General features: G+C 63.5%; 16 protein-coding genes and 1 pseudogene. 7 read left to right on the top strand and 10 right to left on the bottom strand.

What is annotated here, in order from left to right; genetic code table 11:
- The first annotated feature begins 211 nt into the window (after positions 1–211).
- The 3 genes from NK8_RS34695 to NK8_RS34685 all read left to right on the top strand — a co-directional run bounded on the left by NK8_RS34695 (position 212) and on the right by NK8_RS34685 (position 9769).
- Complete coding sequence (locus NK8_RS34695) at positions 212–787, top strand: phosphatase PAP2 family protein (protein ID WP_367657837.1); 576 nt, start codon at positions 212–214, stop codon at positions 785–787.
- Positions 788–1562: 775 nt separating this feature from the next.
- Positions 1563–7595: a HAMP domain-containing protein gene (locus NK8_RS34690; protein WP_213233916.1), complete on the top strand. Its 6033-nt coding sequence runs from the start codon at positions 1563–1565 to the stop codon at positions 7593–7595.
- Between the two features lie 11 nt (positions 7596–7606).
- Positions 7607–9769 carry a response regulator gene (locus NK8_RS34685; RefSeq protein WP_213233915.1) on the top strand — a complete coding sequence of 721 codons (2163 nt, stop codon included), beginning with the start codon at positions 7607–7609 and terminating at the stop codon, positions 9767–9769.
- A gap of 49 nt (positions 9770–9818) precedes the next feature.
- Here NK8_RS34685 and NK8_RS34680 read toward each other — a convergent pair whose 3' ends face one another.
- From NK8_RS34680 to NK8_RS34635, 10 genes and pseudogenes are all read right to left on the bottom strand, one after another.
- Positions 9819–10004 carry a hypothetical protein gene (locus NK8_RS34680; protein ID WP_061118622.1) on the bottom strand — a complete coding sequence of 62 codons (186 nt, stop codon included), beginning with the start codon at positions 10002–10004 and terminating at the stop codon, positions 9819–9821.
- An 83-nt stretch (positions 10005–10087) separates the two neighbouring features.
- On the bottom strand, positions 10088–11119 hold the full coding sequence (locus NK8_RS34675) for a LacI family DNA-binding transcriptional regulator (RefSeq protein ID WP_213233913.1): 1032 nt from the start codon (positions 11117–11119) through the stop codon (positions 10088–10090).
- Entirely contained in the window at positions 11116–12228 is a 1113-nt protein-coding gene (locus NK8_RS34670; RefSeq protein WP_213233912.1) for a glycerol dehydrogenase, read from the bottom strand. Before NK8_RS34670 ends, NK8_RS34675 begins: the two co-directional genes overlap by 4 nt.
- Positions 12225–12986 carry an SDR family NAD(P)-dependent oxidoreductase gene (locus NK8_RS34665; protein ID WP_213233911.1) on the bottom strand — a complete coding sequence of 254 codons (762 nt, stop codon included), beginning with the start codon at positions 12984–12986 and terminating at the stop codon, positions 12225–12227. The genes NK8_RS34670 and NK8_RS34665 overlap by 4 nt, the downstream gene beginning before the upstream one ends.
- 1 nt (position 12987) lies before the next feature.
- Positions 12988–13998, bottom strand: coding sequence for an NAD(P)H-quinone oxidoreductase (locus NK8_RS34660; RefSeq protein ID WP_213233910.1), 1011 nt, complete (start codon positions 13996–13998; stop codon positions 12988–12990).
- Positions 13999–14003: 5 nt separating this feature from the next.
- Positions 14004–14540, bottom strand: coding sequence for a 2,4'-dihydroxyacetophenone dioxygenase family protein (locus NK8_RS34655; protein WP_213233909.1), 537 nt, complete (start codon positions 14538–14540; stop codon positions 14004–14006).
- A gap of 46 nt (positions 14541–14586) precedes the next feature.
- Complete coding sequence (locus NK8_RS34650) at positions 14587–15291, bottom strand: ABC transporter ATP-binding protein (protein WP_213233907.1); 705 nt, start codon at positions 15289–15291, stop codon at positions 14587–14589.
- Positions 15275–17059, bottom strand: a complete 1785-nt coding sequence (locus NK8_RS34645) for a branched-chain amino acid ABC transporter ATP-binding protein/permease (protein ID WP_213233906.1) — start codon at positions 17057–17059, stop codon at positions 15275–15277. The genes NK8_RS34650 and NK8_RS34645 overlap by 17 nt, the downstream gene beginning before the upstream one ends.
- 32 nt (positions 17060–17091) lie before the next feature.
- Positions 17092–17949, bottom strand: a pseudogene (locus tag NK8_RS34640) (branched-chain amino acid ABC transporter permease); the annotation flags it as partial.
- A gap of 94 nt (positions 17950–18043) precedes the next feature.
- On the bottom strand, positions 18044–19261 hold the full coding sequence (locus NK8_RS34635; RefSeq protein ID WP_213233905.1) for an ABC transporter substrate-binding protein: 1218 nt from the start codon (positions 19259–19261) through the stop codon (positions 18044–18046).
- Between the two features lie 361 nt (positions 19262–19622).
- On the opposite strand from NK8_RS34635, the gene NK8_RS34630 reads away from it, so the two are divergent.
- From NK8_RS34630 to NK8_RS34615, 4 genes are all read left to right on the top strand, one after another.
- On the top strand, positions 19623–20384 hold the full coding sequence (locus NK8_RS34630) for an enoyl-CoA hydratase/isomerase family protein (protein WP_061118613.1): 762 nt from the start codon (positions 19623–19625) through the stop codon (positions 20382–20384).
- A 68-nt stretch (positions 20385–20452) separates the two neighbouring features.
- Complete coding sequence (locus tag NK8_RS34625) at positions 20453–21514, top strand: ABC transporter substrate-binding protein (protein WP_061118612.1); 1062 nt, start codon at positions 20453–20455, stop codon at positions 21512–21514.
- 10 nt (positions 21515–21524) lie between these two features.
- Positions 21525–22586, top strand: coding sequence for an ABC transporter ATP-binding protein (locus NK8_RS34620; protein ID WP_213233904.1), 1062 nt, complete (start codon positions 21525–21527; stop codon positions 22584–22586).
- Between the two features lie 9 nt (positions 22587–22595).
- Positions 22596–24377 carry an ABC transporter permease subunit gene (locus NK8_RS34615; protein WP_061118611.1) on the top strand — a complete coding sequence of 594 codons (1782 nt, stop codon included), beginning with the start codon at positions 22596–22598 and terminating at the stop codon, positions 24375–24377.
- Positions 24378–24383: the final 6 nt, after the last annotated feature.

The raw sequence follows: 24383 nt of genomic DNA, 5'->3' as shown, positions 1-24383 counted from the left end.
CTCTGATTTATGCGAGGTATTCAACGTACGATTGCCCCGCCGCAAACGTACGCTTTAATACTAACGACATATTTCTGACGGAGACGCGAGGCATGACCGCTTTTGATACGGCAGTTCAAACCTGGGTTGTCCATATCGCGGCATCGTCCTTCGTGTTCACTCTGAGTTCAACTTCACCAAAGGCGTGGTCCCGCTAGCCATTCTGTGTGCCATGTGGTTCCAGCCGGGAGAAGCACAGCAATGGCGCCGTGAGACTGTCGTCGCGATCCTATGCGCCGGGCTCTTGGCATTCTTGCTCGGCCGCTTGTTCGCGCTGACGCTGCCGTTTCGACTCCGTCCGCTTTACGACCCCTCCATTCATTTGTCGTTTCCGTTGGCCGACAAGACCGGTGAAGGCATGCGCCTGTGGAGTTCGTTTCCCAGCGACCATGCCTCGCTCTGGATGGCGATAGCCGTCGGCATTTTCCTGGTCTGGCGATGGATCGGTGTGCTCGCGATTGTGCATTGCGTGGTCTTCGTGTGTCTGCCTCGCGTTTATCTGGGGTTGCATTATCCGACTGACGTCATCGGAGGGGCGGCCATCGGCGCCGTCTGCGCATGGCTCCTCTCGCGCGCGCCGATACGCACCCGCTTTGCGCCGTTCTTCGTGCGATTCATGGAATATCGGCCGGCCGCGGGTTACATGCTTGCCTTTCTGTTCTTTTTCGAACTCGCGACGATGTTCGATGAACCGCGCTATCTCGCGACGTTGATCATCAAGCAGTTACACCAGGGCGGCTTCCATTGAGCCCGAGCGCGCATGCCGTCTCGTGTCGTCGCAATCACCGCAGAGCAGGAAATCAAAGTATCGATGGCACGATGGCGACGCGTCGCACACGACGCTGATTCTTCTGAGCGGGGCTGAGGACGGCCTATATTCGTCAAAGGGCGTCGCGAACGCCTTTTGCCGATATCTTGATCCGCTCCGACCTGTTTGGCACGTCGCCCATATCCGGGCCCGGACAACCGGCCGCCGACGAGTTTGCCAACGTGCAGCTTTAGAAACGTTAAAGCCCCACGACAAACGTATTCGACCGCTTTTACATCCTCTGTCCAAACGGCTGTCAAGTCAGTCGGTCGTCGCTCCGCATGCGTTAAGGGCGCTGCGAGTAGTTGTGCCTTCAACGGCCGCCGATACAGATATCCTTGCGCGAACGGTACTCCAACCGACTCCGACCCGGCGCACCTGTGATTGGAAAATCGCCGGTCGATCTTCCTATGGTCGAAGGGAAAGCGCGTGAGCGGTTCAAGGTGACTTTTGTCGTGGCCGAGATCATCGATGGCGCCGGCTCCGAAGTAAATGCATACTCTCTTGCGACGTGGTAACTAATACCGTTCCGCCATCGAACTGAGCGCGTTTCGTCTCAGTAATTGGATGCGCCGTCGCTTTCAGCATCGCTTAATGTGTATTGATATAGCATCGCGCGCGAACGCAAACGGGCGACCTGCTGAAGCCGAAACTCGGTTTCCTACAACTCCAGCCTGATGCGCTACAAGAGCAAGCCAGCCTACAAGGGAATCGTATGAACACCATATCGGAAGAGGCAAACACGCTGACGGACCGCGAAGTCCAACTCATGCTGCGGACGGTCGCCGCCTTGCGGGAAGGCGAACCCGTTCAGAAGTTGCCTGCCGATTGGACCGGTGCAAAAGGACAGCTAGCCGTCGAGCTGAACATGCTGGCCGACCAATGTGTGCGTCAAGGGCTGGCGCTCGGACGCGCAACCGGACACACCGCGGCAAGCCTGGGTGCCGCGGGCCGCGTTGATGAAGAAGGGTTGAGCGGTTTCTGGCTGCAACAGGCGCGTGAAGCCAACGCGCTGCTCGAGGCGACCGATACCGCGCACGCACGTACTCGGGACATTCACACGGCGCTCATCGCGCTGAGAAAAGGAGAAGGGGCGTCGCTCGCCGCCGACTGGACCGGCTTGCACGGCAAGCTTGCGGATGTCTTCAATGACGTCGTCGACCAGAACATCCGCATGTCGGATGAGCTCGCGCGACTCAGCCAGGCAGTCGGCAAGGAAGGCCGCATCTACGAGCGCGCCACACTGCCCGATCCCCGGGGCTTCTGGCGCCGATCGATCGACTCGGTGAATTCCCTCATCGTCGATCTCGTTCACCCCACGAGCGAGGTGGCGCGCGTGATCGGCGCCGTAGCGCAAGGCGATCTCAGCAAAAGCATGGCCCTCGAAGCCGACGGACGTGCGCTCGAAGGCGAATTCCTGCGCACGGCGAAGATCATCAACCGGATGGTCGAGCAGCTCGGCACCTTTGCCGCAGAGGTCACGCGTGTGGCGCGAGAGGTCGGCACGGAAGGCAAGCTCGGCGGTCAGGCAGACGTGCAGGACGTGGCCGGGACATGGAAAGACCTGACCGATTCCGTCAATTTCATGGCCGGCAATCTGACGAGCCAGGTCAGAAACATCGCGGAAGTCACCAAGGCTGTGGCTGCCGGCGACTTGTCGAAGAAAATCACCGTGGACGTCAAGGGCGAAATTCTCGAACTGAAGAACACCATCAACACGATGGTCGATCAGTTGCGGTCCTTCGCTTCCGAAGTGACGCGCGTGGCGCGCGAGGTCGGCACCGAAGGGAAGCTCGGCGGTCAGGCAGACGTCAAGGGCGTCGCGGGCACGTGGAAAGACCTGACCGACAACGTCAACTTCATGGCGGGCAATCTGACGAGCCAGGTTCGCAATATTGCAGAAGTCACGACGGCCGTGGCGGCCGGCGACCTGTCGAAGAAGATCACCGTGGACGTGAAGGGCGAAATTCTCGAGCTTAAGAACACCATCAACACGATGGTCGATCAGTTGCGCTCGTTCGCGTCAGAAGTGACGCGCGTGGCGCGCGAAGTGGGCACCGAAGGAAAGCTCGGCGGTCAGGCCGACGTGAAAGGCGTCGCCGGAACGTGGAAGGATCTCACCGATTCGGTGAACTCGATGGGCAGCAACCTGACGGCGCAGGTGCGCAACATTGCGGACGTGACAACGGCAGTCGCGGCCGGCGATCTTTCGAAGAAGATCACCGTCGACGTGAAGGGCGAAATCCTCGAGCTCAAGAACACGATCAACACCATGGTCGATCAATTGAGTTCCTTCGCCTCGGAAGTGACGCGCGTGGCCCGCGAAGTCGGGACCGAAGGCAAGCTGGGCGGCCAGGCCGACGTGCAGGGCGTCGCGGGAACGTGGAAGGACCTGACTGATTCGGTCAATTCGATGGGCGGCAACCTGACGGCACAGGTGCGCAACATCGCAGAGGTGACGACGGCGGTTGCCGCGGGCGATCTCTCGAAGAAAATCACCGTGGACGTCAAGGGCGAGATTCTCGAACTGAAGAACACCATCAACACGATGGTCGATCAGTTGCGTTCGTTCGCCTCGGAGGTCACGCGCGTTGCACGCGAGGTCGGCACCGAAGGCAAGCTGGGCGGCCAGGCCGATGTGCAAGGCGTAGCGGGAACGTGGAAGGATCTGACCGACTCGGTCAACTCGATGGGCAGCAATCTGACCGCGCAGGTGCGCAACATCGCCGATGTGACGACAGCAGTGGCGGCGGGCGACCTTTCCAAGAAGATCACCGTCGATGTGAAGGGCGAAATCCTCGAGCTCAAGAACACGATCAACACCATGGTCGACCAGTTGCGCTCGTTTGCTTCGGAAGTGACGCGAGTGGCTCGCGAGGTCGGCACTGAAGGCAAGCTGGGAGGACAGGCCGACGTGCAGGGCGTCGCCGGAACCTGGAAAGATCTCACCGATAACGTCAATTTCATGGCCGGCAACCTGACCAGTCAGGTCCGCAACATCGCGGACGTGACGAAGGCGGTAGCGGCGGGTGATCTGTCGAAGAAAATCACCGTGGACGTCAAGGGCGAGATTCTCGAACTGAAGAACACGATCAACACCATGGTCGATCAGCTCAGTTCCTTCGCATCCGAAGTGACGCGAGTCGCGCGCGAAGTCGGCACGTTGGGCAAGCTCGGCGGACAGGCGGATGTGCAGGGCGTCGCCGGCACATGGAAGGATTTGACCGATTCGGTCAACTTCATGGCAGGCAATCTGACGAGCCAGGTCCGCAACATCGCCGACGTGACGAAAGCGGTGGCGGCAGGCGATCTGTCCAAGAAGATCACCGTGGACGTCAAGGGCGAGATCCTCGAACTGAAGAACACCATCAACACGATGGTCGATCAGTTGCGTTCGTTTGCGTCCGAGGTGACGCGTGTGGCGCGCGAGGTCGGCACCGAGGGCAAGCTCGGCGGTCAGGCGGACGTGCAGGGCGTCGCGGGCACGTGGAAGGACCTGACCGACAACGTCAACTTCATGGCGGGCAACCTGACGAGCCAGGTTCGCGGCATCGCGCGAGTCGTGACCGCCGTGGCGAACGGCGATTTGGGCCGCAAGCTCACGGTGGAGGCAAAGGGCGAAATCGCGGCGCTCGCCGACACGATCAACAGCATGACGGACACGCTCGCCACGTTCGCCGATCAGGTGACGACCGTCGCGCGCGAAGTGGGTGTCGAAGGCAAGCTCGGCGGACAGGCCAAGGTGCCTGGCGCTGCGGGCACGTGGAAAGGGCTGACGGAAAACGTGAATCAGCTTGCGGCGAATCTGACGACGCAGGTTCGCGCAATCGCCGAGGTGGCGACGGCGGTGACGCAAGGCGACCTGACTCGTTCGATCACCGTCGAGGCGCTTGGTGAAGTCGCGGCGCTCAAGGACACCATCAACGAGATGATTCGCAACCTGAAGGACACGACCGAGCTCAACACGGAGCAGGATTGGCTCAAGACGAATCTGGCGAAGTTCAGCCGCATGCTGCAGGGGCAGAAGGACCTGGTCACCGTCGGCCAGCTCATTTTGTCCGAGCTTGCGCCAGTCGTCGGCGTGCAACAAGCCGAATTCTTCGTATTCGACATGGTCGATGAGGCCGCTTCGCTGAGGCTCGTGGCGAGCTACGCGTCCGAAGGCCATCGCTCGCACGGCAAGCAGGTTCAGCTGGGTGAGGGGCTCGTCGGTCAGTGCGCGTTCGAGAAGCGCAAGATTCTGCTCGCGCCGTCGGCGTCCACCGACTACCGGATCGAATCGGGTCTGCTGAGCGCCGTGCCGCAAAACGTACTTGTGATGCCGATCGTTTTCGAAGGCCAGGTCAAAGGCGTGATCGAACTGGCCTCGCTCGAATGCTTCAATTCGACTCACCTGGCGTTTCTCGATCAGCTGACTGAAAGTATCGGCATCGTCATCAATACGATCGAAGCGAACACGCGTACGGAGGACTTGCTCAAGCAGTCGCAATCGCTTGCACAGGAGCTGCAGAGCCGGCAGGAAGAGCTTCAGCAGACCAACGAGGAACTACAGGAAAAAGCGCGGCTGCTCGCGCATCAGAACCAGGAAGTCGAGCGCAAGAACTCGGAGGTCGAGCAGGCACGCCAGGCGCTCGAGGACAAAGCGAAGCAGCTTGCCCTGACGTCGAAATACAAGTCGGAGTTTCTCGCCAACATGTCGCACGAACTGCGCACGCCGCTCAATAGCCTGCTCATTTTGTCCGATCATCTCTGCAAGAATCCCGACGGCAACCTGTCTACCAGGCAGATCGAATACTCGCGGACCATTCATTCCTCGGGGAACGACCTGCTGATGCTCATCAACGACATTCTTGATCTTTCGAAGATCGAGTCCGGCACGGTCGTTCTGGACGTTGCGGAGCACCGCCTCGCCGACATGACGACATATGTCGAGCGCACCTTCCGGCACGTTGCTGAAGCGCGCCATGTCGAATTCGTCATTCATCTCGGCGACGGTGTACCTGTCTCGATCGTGACGGACCTCAAGCGTCTGCAGCAGATTCTGAAGAATCTCCTCTCCAATGCCTTCAAGTTCACGCATCACGGACACGTATCACTGACGATCGAGCATGCGCGGGGCGGATGGAGCGAGGACAATCAGGCGCTGAACAGCGCAGGCAGTGTGATCGCTTTTTCAGTTCAGGACACCGGCATCGGCATTTCGGCGGACAAGCAGCAGATCGTATTCGAGGCTTTCCAGCAGGCCGATGGCAGCACCAGCCGAAAATACGGCGGCACCGGACTGGGGCTCGCGATCAGCCGCGAACTGTCCAAGCTGCTGGGGGGCGAAATCCGCCTCACCAGCACGCCGAATGAGGGCAGCACGTTCACGCTGTTCTTGCCGCGCACCAACGATCTCGGCAGAAGCGGGCGAAGAAAGCTGATGCGGCGGGAAGAGGGACGCGAGCCCGTTCCGGGTGGCTCGCCCCGCGCGAGCTTTGCGGTCGTGGACCTGGCGGCGCAGTCAGAGATGACTATCGAGGTTGCGCACGAGGTATCGGCCGCACACCTTATCGACGACCGTGACAACATCGTTCAGGGCGATCGGGTTGCGCTGATTGTCGAAAACGATCCGGCATTCGCGGGCGTGATGGTCGAAGCGGCGCGGCAGCGCGGATTCAAGGCGCTCACCACTGCATTCGGCGCCTACGCCTTGACGCTGACCGACCAGTTCAAACCGGACCTCATCACGCTGGATCTGTTTCTGCCCGATATGGACGGATGGCAGGTTCTCGCGCGGCTCAAGAACGACATGGCCACCCGGCACATTCCGGTGTGGGTGATCTCGACCGATGAATCGCGGGACCGCGCGCTACGGTCCGGTGCTCTCGCCTTTCTGCCCAAACCGGTCGAGTCCCAGGCGATCCTGGATAACGCGCTCGCTGCGTTGGCCCGATACATCGAAGCAGAGCGACGCGTCGTTCTCGTGGCGCTTTCGTCGCCGAATGAGCGGGAGTTGCTTTCCAGTGCGTTGCAGGCCTTGCCGGCCGCGGTCGTGTTGGCCAGCTCCCGCGAGGAGTTGCTAAAGCAACTCTCGTCTCCAGCCATTGACGCGCTGGTGCTCGCTGACGACATTGCCGGCATTTCACCCGAAGACATCGAAGCGGCAGTTGCTTCGCGCGAAGCCCTTTCGCCATTGCCGGTCATCGTGAGCGCGGCGGGCCCGGTCCCGCCTGCACGCTGGCAGCGCGTCAGGGACGGGTTCGTCGCCCTGCAAGCGGCGAGCCCCGATCAATTGCTCGATCTGAGCGTCGCCGCGCTGCACATCGATGCAAAGCGCCTCAGCCAGGAGCACTGCGCCATGCTGCAGGCGTTGCGGGCGTCACAGAACGCGTTGAAGGGCGTCAAGGCACTGATCGTCGATGACGACATGCGCAACATCTTTGCGCTCGCGACGATCATGGAGGATCTCGGCATGCGTCAGGTCTGGGCCGACAACGGGCGCGATGCGATACGGCAGGTGGAGTCCGATCCCGAGATCCAGATCGTCATGATGGACATCATGATGCCCGAGATGGACGGCCTCGCCACGATGCGGGAAATCCGCAAGCGACCGGTAGGCAAGGCATTGCCGATCATCGCAGTCACGGCCAAAGCGATGAAGGGCGATCGCGAAAAGTGTATCGAGGCAGGCGCGTGGGATTACCTCTCGAAGCCGGTCAACCGCGATGACCTGCTTGCCGTGCTGCACGCGTGGCTGCATCGTTAGGAGCGCCGGCCATGGCCATGTTCGAATCATCTCCGGAGGAGAAGGTGAGCATCCTCGTAGTGGATGACCTGCCGAGCCAGCACGTCGTTCTGCGCACGGTGCTCGAGGGACCGGATCAGGAAGTGGTGACGGTGTCGTCCGGGCGGCAGGCGCTGAAGGCGGTGCTGCAACAGGACTTCGCCGTCATATTGCTCGACGTGAACATGCCCGACATGGATGGCTTCGAGACGGCCAGCATGCTGCGTTCATATCGTCGGACGGCATCGACCCCGATCATCTTCGTCACAGCGTATGTGGACGATGCCGAAATGGCTCGAGGCTATTCGCTGGGGGCGGTGGACTATATCTCGTCGCCCGTCGTGCCGGAGATTCTCAGCGCGAAGGTACGCGTGTTCGTGCAGATGTACAGGATGAACCGCGAGCTGCGCGCGCGGGCCGCGCAGCGCGAGGAACTCGCGCGGGCGGAGGCGCAACGCGCGTCCGCCGACCAGGCTCGCCAGCGCGCCGATTTCCTGGCGCACGTGAGTCATCTATTCACGCGCTCGCTGGATGTGCAGACGACCCTTTCCCGCATCCTCGATACTTCGGTGCCGGCACTGGCTGACGTCGCCTGCGTCTATCTCGAACTGGACGGCGAACAGCTCCCGAGGACGTCGCTGCGCTGGGGGCCGGCTGCCCGCGCGCTGATCGACCCGGCTAGCGGTCGTGCGATCGAGACCATGGCTGCGACGGAGCAATTTTTCGAGCTCGCGAGACAGACCGTTGACAAGGGCGAGAGTCTCGTGTGCCGGGCCGGGGCGGACCGTATCTTCGAGTTTCAAAGCGACAAGGCGCAAGGGAAGAACCCGGCCAAGTTCGAGGAAATCAGATTTCACCCGCTCTTGAGCGGCGCGCAGCGAAAGGCAGCCATCGCATTCGGGACTGTGCACTGCGAGGGAGATCATCAGCGGGCGCCCATCGTCACCGAGTTCGTGAGCCGTGCGTCCATCGCGCTCGAGAACGCGTTCTTGTTCTCCGCCCTGCGTGACGAGGACAGGCGCAAGAATGAATTTCTCGCCATGCTGGCCCATGAACTCCGAAATCCGCTTGCACCCATCTCCAACGCGGTGAGCGTGATGAAGAACACGGAGCCGGGCGATGCAAAGGTCATGTCCTGGGCGACCGGAATCATAGGTACCCAGCTCGATCACATGGTACGCATCGTCGACGATCTGCTCGACGTATCGCGGATCGCGCGCGGCGCGGTGGCGTTGCAGCGCAAGCCGCTTTCGCTGCGAGTCGTGGTCGATCGTGCAATCGAAACCAGCCGGCCGCACTTCGCCGCCCGCTCGCAGGCGTTCTCCTGCGAGACCTGCACGAGCGATCTGATGGTGGAAGGCGATGTCGTTCGTCTCACGCAGGTCATTGCGAATCTGTTGAACAACGCCTCGAAGTTCACCCCGCCCGGCGGGCACATCAATCTTTCGACGGCTTTTTCGAAGGGGAACGCGGTGATCACCGTCACCGACGACGGCGAGGGCATCGATTCGAAGCTGCTCCCGCGCGTCTTCGAGCTCTTTGCGCAAGGCGACAGCGCGCTAGATCGCGCGCAGGGCGGCCTGGGAATCGGGCTTACGCTTGCCCGCCATCTGACGGAGCTGCACGGCGGTTCGATCCGCTGCTGGAGCGCCGGCCGCGGACGGGGCGCCAGGTTCACGGTCGAGTTGCCGGCATCGATTGCAACCGGCATACCGGCTCCTGTCGCCGATATTTTTCCGATGCGTCGCAGAGGTGGCGCACGGGTGCTCGTCGTGGACGATTCCGTCGCGTCCACGGAGAGCCTCAAGGTCTTTCTCGAACTGCATGGATATCAGGTGCAATGCACGCACGATGGTGTCTCCGCGCTTGCGCTCGCCAGCAAATTCGCGCCTCAGGTTGCCGTGCTCGACATCGGCCTTCCAGGCATGAACGGGTACGAAGTTGCAAAGGCCATTCGTGCCGACACTGACCTCGGCGATTGTCTTCTGATTGCGTTGAGCGGTTATGGTCAGGACGAGGACCGTCTCAGGTCAAAGTCGGCCGGCATCGATCATCATCTGATCAAGCCCGCGGATCTCGCCTCGCTGGTCGACCTGATTGCGACGCACGTCATGCGGGGCGGCGCGGATGCCGAAGGCGAAGGGCGGCCAGCCTAGGGTCGAAGATCTCTTCCGTGACCCGGACGCCGGGGCCAAAAACGCATATCTAACCCGCTACCTGATTGGCGCTGTTGAAGAACGGCGCTGCGCCGACTACGGTGCCCTCGATCAATTCGTGATGGCGCGTGCCGAATCCCCTGGCGCGAATTCGTTCGATGTCGTTCGTCACCGCCTCCAGGTCCTGTTCGGAAACGACGAGACAACGCCGCGATTCCTCGGGCGTGAGTCGCATCTGCGAAAGGATGCTGCGGCCGCTCGCGCCACGGCTGCGCGAGCTGGGCGATTCTGTGCGACAACATGGGTTGAGCGGTCCGATCAGACTTCCGACTCGCCTTGCACTGGCTCCGAAAGCGTGCCCCGTTCCACAACGGGCGCTTCGAGCACGAGTTCATTGTCACCGTCCTTGCCGTCGATCAGCGCCATCAGATGCCGTGCCGCGCGTGCGCCGATCTCCAGCGATGGCACGCGCACCGTCGTCAGCGGCGGCTGAGTGAGCCGTGCCTGTTCGATGTCGTCGAACCCGGTCACCGAAAGATCTTCGGGTACGCGAATGCCTTTCGCGCGGCATTCGTCGAGCAGCCCGATGGCCTGCAGATCCGTGCCGCATATCACGACGCTGGGGCGCACTTCGCCGTCCCAGAGTTCGCGCAGCGCCTGCCGTCCGCCTTCGAACGTGAACGGTGCCTCCACGATCCATTCGGGTCTCAGGTCGAGGCCTGCTTCCCTGAGCGCGGCGCGCGTGCCTGCCTGCCGCGCGCGCACGCGTTCATTTCCGAACGTGGAGCCGCCGCACATGGCCACGCGCCGATGCCCGAATCCGACGATGCGCCGTGCCAACTGGTAAGCGGCCTCGAAGTTCGAGAAGCCGACGCAGTGCGGATACTGCGTTTCGTCCACCGACCAGGTAAGCACATAGGGCAAGTCGTATTGACGCGTGAGCGCGAAGACTTCGGGAGGATGATCGGTGCCGACGAGCACGAGCCCGTCCACGCCGCGCTCGAGAATCGCGCGCAGCACCTCGAGTTCGCGCGCCGGCTTGTATTCGTGACTCGCAATCAGCAGCTGATATCCATAGCCCCACAGCGTTTGTTGAAGCGCCTGAATGGAATCGGCGTAAATGGGGTTATTGAGCGTCGGATAGATGGCCGCGACCGTGCGCGTCTTGCGTGAGGCGAGCGCCTGCGCCGCGCCGTTTCGCACGTAGCCGAGTTGTTCGACGGCGCGCTGCACGTTCGCAAGCGTCTGCGGCTTGACCTGGTCCGGTACGGACAAGGCCCGCGACGCGCTGCCGAGCGATACGCCCGCGAGCCGCGCGACATCGGCGAGCGTGGCGCGGGTCGGCTTCATGGCGCGCTGCGCGTGCGTCCGTATGCATCGGCGCGAGCGATGCCTTCGATCAGCCTTTGCGCCGTCAATGGCGGCATCATGTGCCGGCTGTAGCGCGTGGCGAGCGTCGCCTCGGCGATGAGCGACAGCTCCACGGATGTGAGCGGGGCGTGCTGCCCCAGTTGCGCGAGCGTGAGCGGCAATCCGACTGCGGTCATAAGCGTGGCCAACGGTTGAATGTCCTCGGGCGATGAATCCTCGACGAACAATTGTACAAGCGTGCCGAACGCGACCAGTTCGCCGTGCATCATCGAGGCCATCGCGGGGATCGCCGTGAGACCGCGAATCAGCGCGTGCGCGAGCGACAGCCCCCCGCTTTCGAAGCCGACGCCGCTCAAAAGCACGGTCGCTTCGACCACGCGTTCGACGGCATCGGTGAGGTCGCCGCGCCCGACATCGGCGTAGGCGCGCGCGCCGTCGTCGAGCAAGGTGGCAAGCGTCGCGCGCGTGAGCAGCAAGGCGCCCGGCAGCGGCGGCGTGCCGTATGAATTCAGACCGGCGGCGCGCTGACATTGCGCGGCTTCGTACTTCTTGCTCAGCGCATCGCCGATGCCGGCCGCGAACAGACGCGCGGGCGCGGCGGCGATCAGCGCGGTATCGACGATCACGGCATCGGGATTGCGCGGCAGCATCTCGATGCCGGCAACACGATGCGCCTCGTCATACAGGATGATGAGGCGGCTCGTCGGCGCATCGCTCGACGCGGCGGACGGCGCGACCACGATCGGCACGTTCAGCGCCCGCGCAACGCCCTTCGCGGTGTCGATGGTCTTGCCGCCGCCGACTGCCACGACGGCATCGGCGTGTGCTTTGCGCGCTTCGTCGCTCAGCTTCGCGATGACCGCCGCCGTGCATTCGCCCGGAAACGCCGCGATGTGCGGGGCGACGCGCGCTTCTTCGAGCGATTGCGTGACGTCAGCCGACACGCGCGCGGCTACCGCGCCATCGACGAGCACGAACGCGCGGCGCGCGCCGAGCTCCGCGAGCGTCGAGCCGAGCGCGGCCAGCGCGCCCGGACCCTGTGTATATCGCCCCGGAAAGCCGATGGTCCGCCAGAGCGCATTCGTCATGTCATCAGCCATCCGCCGGCGACATCGATCACTTGTCCGGTGACGAACGCGGCTTCGTCGGACGTGAGGAAGAGACACGTCGATGCCACTTCGTCAGGCGCGCCGAGGCGTCGCAACGGCGTTTCCTGTGCGACCTTTTCGTTGGCTTCGCGCGCGACGCCGCGCACGAGCGGCGTATCGATGCGCCCCGGCGCGATTGCGTTCACCGTGATGCCGTGCGGTCCGAGCTCGCCCGCGAGATGCCGCGTCATGCCGATCAGCGCGGCCTTCGTCGTGCTGTAATGCGCGGCGACGATGTCGAGATACGCCTTGCCCGCCACCGACGACATCGACACGATGCGCCCGAAGCGCCGCTCCACCATGCCCGGCGCAAGGATGCGGCAGAAGTTGAAGACGCTGTTCACGTTCACGTCCATCACGCGGCGCCATTCGTCGGGCGCCATTTGCCAGATCGGCATCGGCTTGCCTGCGTGCTTCGGCGAGATGCCCGCGTTGTTGACGAGTGTATCGACCGGACCGAGCGCCGCTTCTATCGCGCGGCATGCGGCCTCGCACGCGGCGAAATCGCCAACGTCGGCGTGCGCGAAATGCACGCGCAGGCCCGCGCTGGTGAGACGCTGTGCGAGCGCCGCGCCCGTTTCCTCATTGACGTCGACGATGCCGACCGCCGCGCCATCTCGCGCATAGCGCTCGACGAGCGCCTCGCCGATACCGCCGCTGCCGCCCGTGATCAGAACCACGCGCTTGTCGTGCCGCATGTCATTGGTCTCCCACTTTCAGCATGATCTTGCCGATATGCTTGCTCGATTCCATCAGCTCGTGCGCGGCCTGCACGTCCGCAAAAGGCAGCACGCGATGAATCACCGGCAGCGCGCGGCCCCTTTCGAGCAGCGGCCACACGTGGGCGTGCAGCGCCTGCGCGATCGCCGCTTTCTGTTCGATGCTGCGCGCGCGCAAGGTGGAGCCCGTGAAGGTGAGGCGGCGCAGCATGATCGGCATGGCATCCAGTTCGATGCGGCTGCCTTCGAGAAAGGCGATCTGCACGAGCCGGCCTTCGAGCGCGAGCGCGCGGATGTTGCGCGCGATGTAGTCGCCGCCGACCATGTCGAGGATGATGTTCACGCCCTCGCCATCGGTGAGCTTCGCGACGGCATCGACGAAATCTTCATCGCGATAGTTGATCGCGTGATCCGCGCCCGCTTCGCGGCACGCCCGCGCTTTTTCCGCATTGCCGACGGTCGTGATGACGCGCGCGCCGAACGCGTGCGCGAGCTGGATCGCGGTCAGTCCGATGCCGCTCGATCCGCCGTGCACGAGAAACGTCTCTCCCGCCTGCAGGCGGCCGCGCTCGAATACGTTGGTCCACACGGTGAAGTAGGTTTCGGGCAAGGCCGCGGCCTGAAGCAGCGTGAGGCCTTCGGGCACCGGCAGACAATGCGATGCATCCGTGATGCAGTATTGCGCGTAACCGCCGCCTGGCACGAGCGCACAGACTTCATCGCCCGCGCGCCATTGCGTGACGCCCGCGCCCGTCGCGACGACGCGCCCCGACACCTCGAGCCCCAAATGCGGCGATGCGCCCGGCGGCGGCGGATAGGAGCCCGAGCGCTGCAGTACGTCCGGGCGGTTCACGCCCGCGTAGGCGACTTCGATCAGCACGTCGTTCGGGCCCGGCGAGGGCAGCGGTCCTTGCACGAGCCGCATGCAGTCGGGCGCGCCGCCCGTGCCGTGATCGATATATTGCATCGATGCAGGAAGAGTGGATGTCATGACGTTCAACGGATGATCGATTCGATGTAATCGGCGGGCAGACCGATCGACGCGTAGTGCCTGCGCGCCGCTTCGATCTTCGTGAAGACGTCCTCGTAACCTTGCGCGACGCCTTGCGGATCGACATATGTGTAGCCGCCGGTCACGTGGAACCAGGTGATCATCTCGGGCACGTCCTCGGGCACGAAGAGCGTGTGCGTTTCGCCCGCGGGCTCGAACGCATAGCCGCCTTGTTCCGCGACCCAGTCGTGTTCGAGGTAGTACCAGCGGCCCTTGAGCACCATCGCATGAACGGCGCCGCTATGACGATGACGCGACACGACCCCGCTGCCGCGCACGCGCAGCAGATTCACGTAATAGCCCTGGCTCGCGTTGAGGATGAGCGGCTTGAACGACACGGTTTCGGTCGCGGGGACCCACAGCTTGTCGTCTTCGAGCCAGGCGGTCATGACGCCGCCGTGCACGAGATCCTTCGACATGTACGGCACTTGCTGCAACTGGTAGGCGATGACCTGTTCGTCGGGCTTCACTTCGGTATGCATGAGTTTTTCTCCGTGGTTTCTGAATGCGATGCGTCGGATCGGCGAATCAATGACCGAGATAGGCGCGCCGCACGTGGGGACTATCGAGCAATTCTGCGCCCGTTCCGGAAAGCGCGATGGCGCCGTTTTCCAGCACGTATCCGCGGTTCGCGAGCTTGAGCGTATGGAACACGTTCTGTTCGACGAGCAGCACCGTCACGCCGCGCGCCGCCACCGTGCCGACCACTTCGAACATCTGCTCGACGAGCAGGGGCGAAAGGCCGAGCGACGGTTCGTCGAAGATCAAGAGCTTTGGCGCGGACATCATGCCGCGCGCAATGGCGACCATTTGCTGCTCGCCGCCCGACAGCGATCCGGCCAGCTGCGTGAGACGCTCGCGCACGCGCGGAAAGAGTTCGAGCACTTCGTCTATGCGTTCGCGCCGCCCGCCGCGTGCGGCGTGACGAAACGCGCCCATCAGCAGGTTCTCTTCGACGCTCAGGAAAGGGAAAAGCTGACGGCCTTCCGGAATCATCGTGACACCCATCGCGACGATGTCGTGCGACGATCTGCCGACGAGCTCCTGTCCCTGAAACGTGATGCTGCCGCCGCGCGCCGCGACGATGCCGCACAGCGTCTTCAGGGTCGTGGTCTTGCCCGCGCCGTTCGCGCCGACGAGCGTGACGATCTCGCCTTCCTGCACATCGAGCGAGACGCCGCGCAGAACTTCGCTCTTGCCGTAGCCGGCCGAGACGTTATGCAGCTTGAGCATCGAGATACCCCTTGCCGAGATAGGCCTGAATCACCTCAGGATCGTTGACGACATCGGACGGCTTCCCTTCCTTCAGCATGCGCCCGGCATTGATGACGATGATGCGGTCCGACAGCGCCATCGTCGCCTGCATCATGTGCTCGATCATCAGCACGGCGATGCCCGATTCGCGGATGCGCCGCACCATGCTGATCGCGCGCGCGATGTCGGCGGGATTGAGGCCGGCCATCACTTCGTCGAGCAGGAGCGCGCGCGGACGCGTGGCGAGCGCGCGCGCCACTTCGAGGCGTTTCATGCCGCCGACGGTCAGGCTGCGCGCTTCGGTATCGAGCAACGATGTGAGGTCGGTGATCTCCGCGACTTCGCGTGCGATGGATTCCGCTTCCATGCGCACCCGCGTATGCATGAACGCGCCGAGCATGATGTTCTCCAGCACCGAGAGGCCCGCGAACGGCTGCGCGATCTGGAACGTGCGGCCGATGCCGTCCTTCGCGAAAGCATCGGGCGTGCGCGGCTCGGCCCAGGTGCCATCGGCGAGTCGGATCTTGACGATGCCTTCGTTCGGGCGAATGAAGCCCGAGAGCTGATTGAAGACGGTGGTCTTGCCCGCGCCGTTCGGGCCGATCACGCCGAGAATCTCCCCGGCATGCAGCGTGAGGGACACGTCGTCGGTGGCGACGAGGCCGCCGAAGCGCTTCTTCAGATGCTCCGCCTTCAGCAAGGGCGTGCCGAGCGGCAGGGCATCGGCGGGCGCGATCGACTTCGCCGGTTCGGGCGCCGGCGTGCGCGCGCCGGGCAGACGGTCGATGAAGCGCAGCACGTAAGCGCCCAGATGCCCGACGAGCCCGCGCGGAATGAACAGTACGACGAGCACCAGCACGACGCCGTAGACGAAGCCGTGCGTGCCGCTGCCGAACGAGCTGAGCCAGCCGCGCGCGAGTTCGGCGATCGGCAGCACGAGCACGGTGCCCGCAAGCGGTCCGGCCACGCTGCCGAGCCCGCCGATGAGCGCGAACATCGCGATCTGGACCGACAGTTCCAGCGAGAACGCGGCGGACGGATCGATGAAGGTGAGATACATCGCATGAAAGGAACCGATCATGCTCGTCAGCACGGCCGAGATCACCGCCGCGCCGATCTTCACCTTGACCGCGTTCACGCCGACGGCGCGCGCCGCATCCTCGCGCTCGCGCACGGCGATCAGATAGAAGCCGAAGCGCGAGCGGCGGATGAGCCACGCGGCCCACAGCGTCACCAGCAGAAAGCCGAACGCGATCAGCAGATACGCCCACTTTTCGCGGAACACCATCCATTGGAGACCGATATTGAGCGGCACGTTCAGGCCCGCCGATCCGCCCGTCCAGCTTTCCTCGTGCACGGTGAGCAGCCGGCACACTTCCAGAAACGCGATGGTGGCGAGCGCGAAGAACGGCCCGCGCAGACGCAGCGTCGGATAGGCGATGACAATCGCCGCCGCCGCCGAAATCGCGGCGCCCGCGAACATGCCGAGCCACGGCGTGATCCCGAAGTCGATGACGAGCAGCGTCGCCGCATACGAGCCGATGCCGTAGAACACCGCGTGTCCGAGCGAAAGCTGCCCGGCGAAGCCGCCGACGATGTTCCACGCCGTCGCGAGCGCACCGAAGATGCATACGAGCACGGCAAGATGAAAGGCGAACGGCGATTGCAGCGCGAACGGTACCGCGAGCAGCGCGAGGAGCGCCAGCGCGCCCATGTAGCCGCGCGGATGCAGGAGATTGGGAAACATCGGATGCCTCGCTGAACGTTATTCGGAGCCGGTCCGAGGCCGAAGAGGCCGGTCGGGCGAACCACGAGAATGACGAGGAAGATCGCGAAGTAGACGACTTCCTTCATGTCGGGCGAGATGTAATAGCCCGCGAGACTGTCGATGAGCCCGATCGCGATCGACCCGACGAGCGCGCCCGGCAGGCTGCCGAGCCCGCCCAGCACGACGATGACGAAGGCGGTCAGCACGAAGTACTGGCCGACGGTCGGGAACACCGGATACTGCGCGACGAGCAGGCCCGACGCGAGCCCGACCAGCGCCGCGCCGATGCCGAACGCGAGCACATACGTGGTCTTCACGTTGACGCCCATCAGCGAGGCCGCGTAGCGATGCTGCGCCACCGCGCGAAACGCGCGTCCCGTGTAGGTGCGCTGCAGGAACAGATGCACGCCGCCCGCGACCGCCAGCGCCGCGGCGAAAGTGATCAGCTGCCCGCTCACAATGTTGATATCGCCGAATTGCAGGTGCTCGGTGCCGAAGCTCACGTCGACGGGATGCACGTCCGCGCCGAAGATCATGAGCGCGAGATTGACGAGTGCGGTCGATACGCCGACGGTCGCGAAGATCTGGATGTGCGCGTCGGCCGAGAGCAGCGGCTGGATGATGAAGCGCTGGATCAGCACGCCGAGGGCGAACAGAAGCAAGGCGACCGGCACCGCGGATACATACGGGTGCCAGCCGAGCTTCGCGGCGAGCAGCCACACGGCGTACATGCCGACCATCAGCAGTTCGCCGTGCGCGAAGTTGACCACCCGCACGACGCCGAAGATCAGCGTCAGGCCGATGCTGATGATCGCGTACGCGCCGCCCAGCAACAGGCCGTTGACGAGAAGTTGCAGAAGAATGGACATGCACTTTTCCTGGAGACCGCGCAGCGCGTCGGCGCCACGCGGTTCGAGTGAAAGAGAAACGCGGATTGACTGCGGCGGAGCGAGTGCGGCGGATTTACTGCGCCGTGACCGGCTTGGCGATCGCGACCGCTTCCGGATACACGGTCACGAGCTTGCCGCCTTGCCACTGCATCACGTTGGTGGTCGCGAGCTGGTTCTGGCCGTTGTCGGCAAACTGGAAGCCCCAGCCGGCCGCGGTCGTGCCGGCCGCTTTCTTGTAGGCGAGCACGGCCGCGCGAATCTTGTCCTTGTCGGTGGATTTCGCGTTGGCGAGAACGTCGAGGAAAGCCTTCGCGCCGACATAGTTCACGAGACTGTGACCCGAGCGCGGCGCCATCCCGAAATGCTTCTGATATTCGGCGGTGAACGTGTCCAGGCCGGGCGCGCCTTTTTCGTTCATCGCGACTTGCGGGAAGTCGATGTCGTATACGCCGTTCATCTGCGCGCCGACGGCCTTGGCCGTATCCGCGAGCGAGTAGCCGCCGCCCGCGCCGATCACCGCCCTCGGCTTGAAGCCTGCTTGCGCGGCCTGGCGGAAGAACAGGATCGAGTCGTTCTGGTAAGAGGTTTGCAGCACGACATCGACATCCGCGCCCTTGAGACGCAGGATCAGCGACGACAGATCGACGCTCTTCGCCGAGTACGGCAGCACCTGCACGACGTTCAGACCGAGCTTCTTCGCGCCTTCCTTCTGAAAGCCGGATACGAGTGTGCCGTACGGCCCGTCTTCCGCAATGATGGCGATCTTCAGCGTCTTCGGATCCACCTTCAACTGCGGCGCGACGACCTTGGTGAGTGCTTCCAGCGTGCCGTCCGCGAAGGTCTTCGTGGTCGAGTTGCTGCGATACAGATACTTGAAGCCGCGGCTCGTGATGGTGTCCGCGGTCGCACCGAGTTCGAAGAAGGGCACGCCAGCGAGCTCGGTTACTTGAGTCGCCGCCGACGACACCGCCGACGAGTAGCTCCCGAACACCGCCGACACGTTCTCCACCGAAGTCAGACGCCGTGCTTCGCCGACGGCCTGGTTTGCATCGACGGCATCGGCTTTGACGAGCACCACTTTTTCGCCGTTGATGCCGCCCGCGGCGTTGCGTTCATCGACGGCGAGCTGCACGCCGCGATAGCTCTCGTCGCCCAGCAACGCGAGTCCGCCGCTAAAAGGAAAGAGGGCGCCGATCTTGATGTCCGCGGCCTGCGCCGCGGTGAGGCTCGATGCAGCGATGCACGCGGCGGCGAGTGAGCGAAAGATCGTGCGAGGAAGGCGCGTCGGCATGCGGTGTCTCCATGTATTGTTTGAAATTGAAGCGCTTCAAATACTAGGCGCGAAACTGTTGTTATTTTAAGAATTGCGTGTTAGCGATTCGATTCACGGTCGCCACACACGGCGCGTCCTGTCTCATTCGAGCCGGATTTGAAGCGCTTCAAGTTTGCGTCCAGGTTCGTAGCTGCGTCAACCAAGGGTTTCCACGTAAGGAGAGCAAGGGAGCAATGCTTGCCCGCGTCGCATCGCGTGGCGAATGTCGGGGAGGGCAACTTTTCATCGATTCGCACTGCTTTCGCGTAAACCCGCTTGCACCGTATTTTTGATGGTCCTATATTGCATTACACCACTAACTATTGCTATGCGATAAGCCATGAGCCAAGACGTCCTGTTTTCAAATCACGGCCGCGTCGCGGTCATCACGTTGAATCGTCCCGATCGCCTGAACGCGTGGACCACGCCGATGCGCGAAATGATCATCGCGGCGCTCGAGCGCTTCAATGCCGACGACGATGTTGCCGCGATCATCATGACGGGCGCTGGCGACCGCGCGTTTTCGGCGGGGCAGGATCTGTCGGAAGCGCACGACTTCGACGGCGAACGCGCCGTGGCGTGGGTCAAGGAGTGGCAGCGCTATTACGCGGCGTTGCGTGGCCTGAGCAAGCCGCTCGTCATGGCCCTCAACGGCACGGCCGCCGGCTCGGCGTTTCAGGTCGCGTTGCTCGGAGATATCCGCGTGGGTCATCCGGGCGTGCGAATGGGCCAGCCGGAGATCAATGCGGGCATCGCCAGCACGACCGGCCCGTGGATCATGAATTCGATGCTCGGCATGTCGCGCACCATCGAACTCACGCTCACCGGCCGTCTGATGGATGCCGACGAGTGCTATCGCATCGGGCTGATTCATCACGTCGTCGAGCAGGACAAGGTCTTCGAGAAGGCGCTGGAAATCGCCACCGAGCTTGCCGCGAAGCCGCCTGTCGCGATGCGTCTGGACAAACAGCGTTTCCGCGAGATGACCGAGCCGGGTTTCGTCGACTGTATCGAGGCGGGCATGCGCATCCAGCGCGAGGCCTACGACTCCGGCGAGCCCGCTCGCATGATGGAAGAGTTCTTCAAAAAGCGCGCCAAATGAATCGGGCCAATTAAACCGGGCTGAAGTCGAGCCGCTTCTTCTTAACCGCAGTGCGGGAGACCTGAACCATGACGCAAGACTTCAACCCGGCGCGCCGCCGCATTTTGCACGGCGCGGGCGCGCTCGCCGTGGCTGGCGCGATGCCGCTGGCCGCACGCGCTCAAACGAAGCAGATCGTCGTATCGGACCCGGGCGGCCCGTACACGACCGCATATCGCGAAGCCTTCTATGACCCGTTCGAGAAGGCGACCGGCATCAAGGTCGTCAGCGTCGCGCGCGAGTCTCAACCGGTCGCGCAGTTCGCGGCGATGGTGCAAACGAAGAACTATGTGTGGGACGTCACGACGCTGACCCTTTCGGCCGACATTCCGTATCTCGAAGCGAAAGGCCTGCTGGAGCCGATCGGCCTCAAAGCGAGCGACTATCCGGACATCATGCCCGAAGCCATTACGCCCAACTGGCTCGGCGTCGACGTCTATTCGACCGTGCTCGCGTACCGGGCGGACAAGTTCAAGGACAACGGCCCGAAGTCATGGGCGGACTTCTGGGACGTGAAGAAATTCCCGGGCCGCCGCTGCCTGCGCCGCAGTCCGCTCGACACGCTCGAACAGGCGCTGCTCGCGGACGGCGTGCCGCTCGACAAGCTCTATCCGCTCGACGTCGACCGCGCGTTCAAGAGCCTCGACAAGATCAAGCCGCACATCAACATCTGGTGGACGTCCGGTGCGCAGGCGATGCAGGCGATCCAGAGTGGCGACGTCGACATGATCTCGACCTGGAACGGCCGCGCGCAAGCCGCGAAGGACAACGGCGCGCCGGTGACGATCGTGTGGAATCAGGGCCTCTATTCGATCGAAGGCTGGGGCATTCCGAAGGGCACGCCTCGCGCCGAGGAGGCCAGACAGTTCGTGCGTTTTTGCGCCGATGCGAAACGTCAGGCCTTGCTCACGCGCACGCTGGCCTACGGCCCGACCAACAGGAAGTCCTTCGAGACCATCAGCAAGGAGCGCGCGGCCCTGCTGCCGACGGCCCCGGACAACATCAGGAACATGAAGCTGCCGAGCCCGCAATGGTGGGAAGAGAACCGCCAGAAGGTCACCGAACGGTTCAATTCCTGGATCATTTCGTAAGGAGCGGATGATGAGCTCTAAACTCGAGGCGATCGGCATCGCGAAGCGCTACGGCGATTCAGTCGCGCTGGAACCGACGGACCTCGTCGTGCAGGCGGGCGAATTCCTGACACTGCTCGGTCCCTCGGGTTCGGGCAAGACGACCTTGTTGCAGATGATTTCCGGCCTCGTCGCGCCGAGCGCGGGGCGCATCGAAATCGACGGGCGCGACGTCACGCATGTCGAGCCAGGCAAGCGCGGCATCGGCATGGTGTTTCAGAGCTACGCGTTGTTCCCGCACATGAGCGTGTGGGACAACGTGGCATACGGTCTGCGCATGCGCCGCAAGTCACGCGATGAAGTGCGCGCCGCAGTCGACGACGCGCTCGCCATGGTGCGCATGAGTGAGTACGCGAAGCGCTTTCCCAAGGAGCTGTCGGGCGGGCAGCAGCAGCGCATTGCGCTCGCGCGATGCTTCGCGTACCGGCCTTCGGTGATCCTGCTCGACGAGCCGCTCGGCGCGCTCGACAAGAAGCTGCGCGAACACATGCAGGCCGAAATTCGAAGCCTGCACAAGGAACTCGGCGCGACTTTCGTCTACGTGACGCACGATCAGGACGAAGCGCTCACGCTTTCCGATCGCATCTGTCTCATGAACCAGGCGCGCATCGAACAGGTGGGCACGCCTGCGGATCTCTACGATCGTCCGGCCACTCGCTTTGCGGCGGGCTTCATCGGCCATTCGAATCTGCTGGAAGGCGAACTCGACGCGACACGAGGCGCCAGCGGCGAACCGATCCTGCTCGCGGCGGGCGGCCGCATCCCTCTGCCGACCGGCGCGTCGGGCGCGCACGCGACGCGCCACACGCTGCTCGTGCGTCCCGAGGCGCCGCGCATCGTCGAACCGCAGAGCGGCTTTGTCGACGGCACGATTTCGGATGTCGTGTTCTTCGGCAGCGACACGCGCGTGCATCTCTCGATGAGCGACGGCAGCGAGCTGACCGTACGCTGCGGGCGCAGCGTGAGCCCGCGCGTCGGCGACCGAGTCGGCCTCACGTGGGACCCGCATCGCACGACGCTGCTACACGCCTGAGGAACCGTCATGACCATCGCTCTTCATGCGCACCGCGAAAACGAGGCCGCGCGGCGCGGCCGGTCCGTCGTGCTGGCGCGCTTCATGCGCTTTTTGCCGATCGTGCCCACGCTCTTGTTCCTGCTGGTGTTCTTCGTCGTGCCGGTCGGCGAAATCCTGCAAGGCGGCCTCGTTGGCCCCGACGGCAATATCGGCTTCGCGCAGTTCGAGCGCATCGCGCGCACGCCCGTCTACGCCAAGGTGTTGTGGATCACCTTCGCGATATCGTTCCTGACGGCGGCGCTGTCCATTCTGCTCGGCTATCCGGTCGCATACATGCTGAGCCGGCTGTCGGAGCGCGTGCGCGAACGCTGGCTCCTCTGGATCATGCTGCCTTTCTGGACCAGCTATCTCGTCAAGACTTACGCGTGGATGCTGCTGCTTTCGAAGACCGGCGTGCTCTCGACCATCGCGCTTTCGCTCGGTCTCGTGCGCGAGACGAGCGGCACGATACCGTCGCTGACCGGCGTGCTCATCGGCATGGTGCATTCGATGCTGCCGCTCGCCGTCATGACGATGCTTCCCGTGATGCGCGGCATCGACGACCGTCTCGCGCAGGCGGCGGAGACGCTCGGCGCTGAACGCAGCACGAGCTTCTTCACGGTGTTTCTGCCGCTCTCGTCGCCGGGCGTGGCGGCGGCGGGGCTGCTCGTGTTCATCTCCAGCCTCGGGTTCTTCATCGTGCCGGCGCTGCTCGGTTCGCCGAAGGAAACGATGATCGCGCAACTCGTGATCTCGTCCGTGCTCGAACTCTTCGACATGCGCTTCGCCGGCGCGCTTTCGACGGTGCTTCTCGTCTGCTCGATCGTCATCTTTTTCGTCTACGACCGCATGGTCGGGCTGACCTCGCTGACGGGCGAAGTGACGGAACGTTCGCGCGGCTCGCGCGCACAGGGTTTCAAGCTCGCGCTGCTGATGACGGCGGGCCGCGTCTGCGCGCCGCTGATGATGCGCCGCAAGGTTCGCGCCGACACGACCGCGCGCGCGGCAAGCCCGCTCGGACTCTATACGTGCGTCATCATGGCGATGCTCGTCGCGCCGGTGCTTTCGGTGATTCCATATGCGTTCACGAAGAGCGACTACATCGCGTTTCCGCCGAAGTTCTTCAGCACGCGATGGTTCGGCACCTTCATGGATTCGCCGGTGTGGCACAGCGCCATCATCCGTTCATTCGAAGTCGGTCTGGGCACCGCGCTGCTGTCGCTTCTGCTCGGCTTCGGCGCGACGCTCGCGATGACGCGCATGCCGCGCCGCGTGAGCAAGCCCGTGTTCGCGCTGCTCGTCGCGCCGCTGATCGTGCCGCGCATCGTCGTCGCGGTGGGGCTCCTGTATCTCTTCGGCCGCTTCGGGCTTACGGGCACCAATCTCGGCCTCGTGCTCGGGCATACGGTTCTCGCGATTCCTTATGTGGTCGTCACCCTCGCGGCCGGCTTCCAGCGCTTCGACTGGCGGCTGGACGACGCAGCCCGCGTGATGGGCGCGTCGCCGCTGCGGCGCATCACGTCGATCGTGCTGCCGCTACTCATGGCGAGCGTGACGGCGGCGTTCCTGTTCGCATTCCTCGTTTCCTTCGACGATCTGACCATCGCGATCTTCGTGAGCGGCGGAATCAATTCGACGCTGCCGAAGCAGATGTGGGACGACATCCAGCTTGCGATCACGCCGACGCTCGCGGCTGTGTCGACCACGCTCGTCATTCTCATCGCGCTCGTCGTGGCGGTTTCTTCCTGGCTCAAGCGCCGCGCGCGCTGAGTCACG

It is taken from the genome of Caballeronia sp. NK8 (assembly GCF_018408855.1).
GTDB lineage: Bacteria > Pseudomonadota > Gammaproteobacteria > Burkholderiales > Burkholderiaceae > Caballeronia.
The sequence above is the reverse complement of the archived record's forward strand: the minus strand, read 5'-3'. Positions and strand labels throughout refer to the sequence as shown.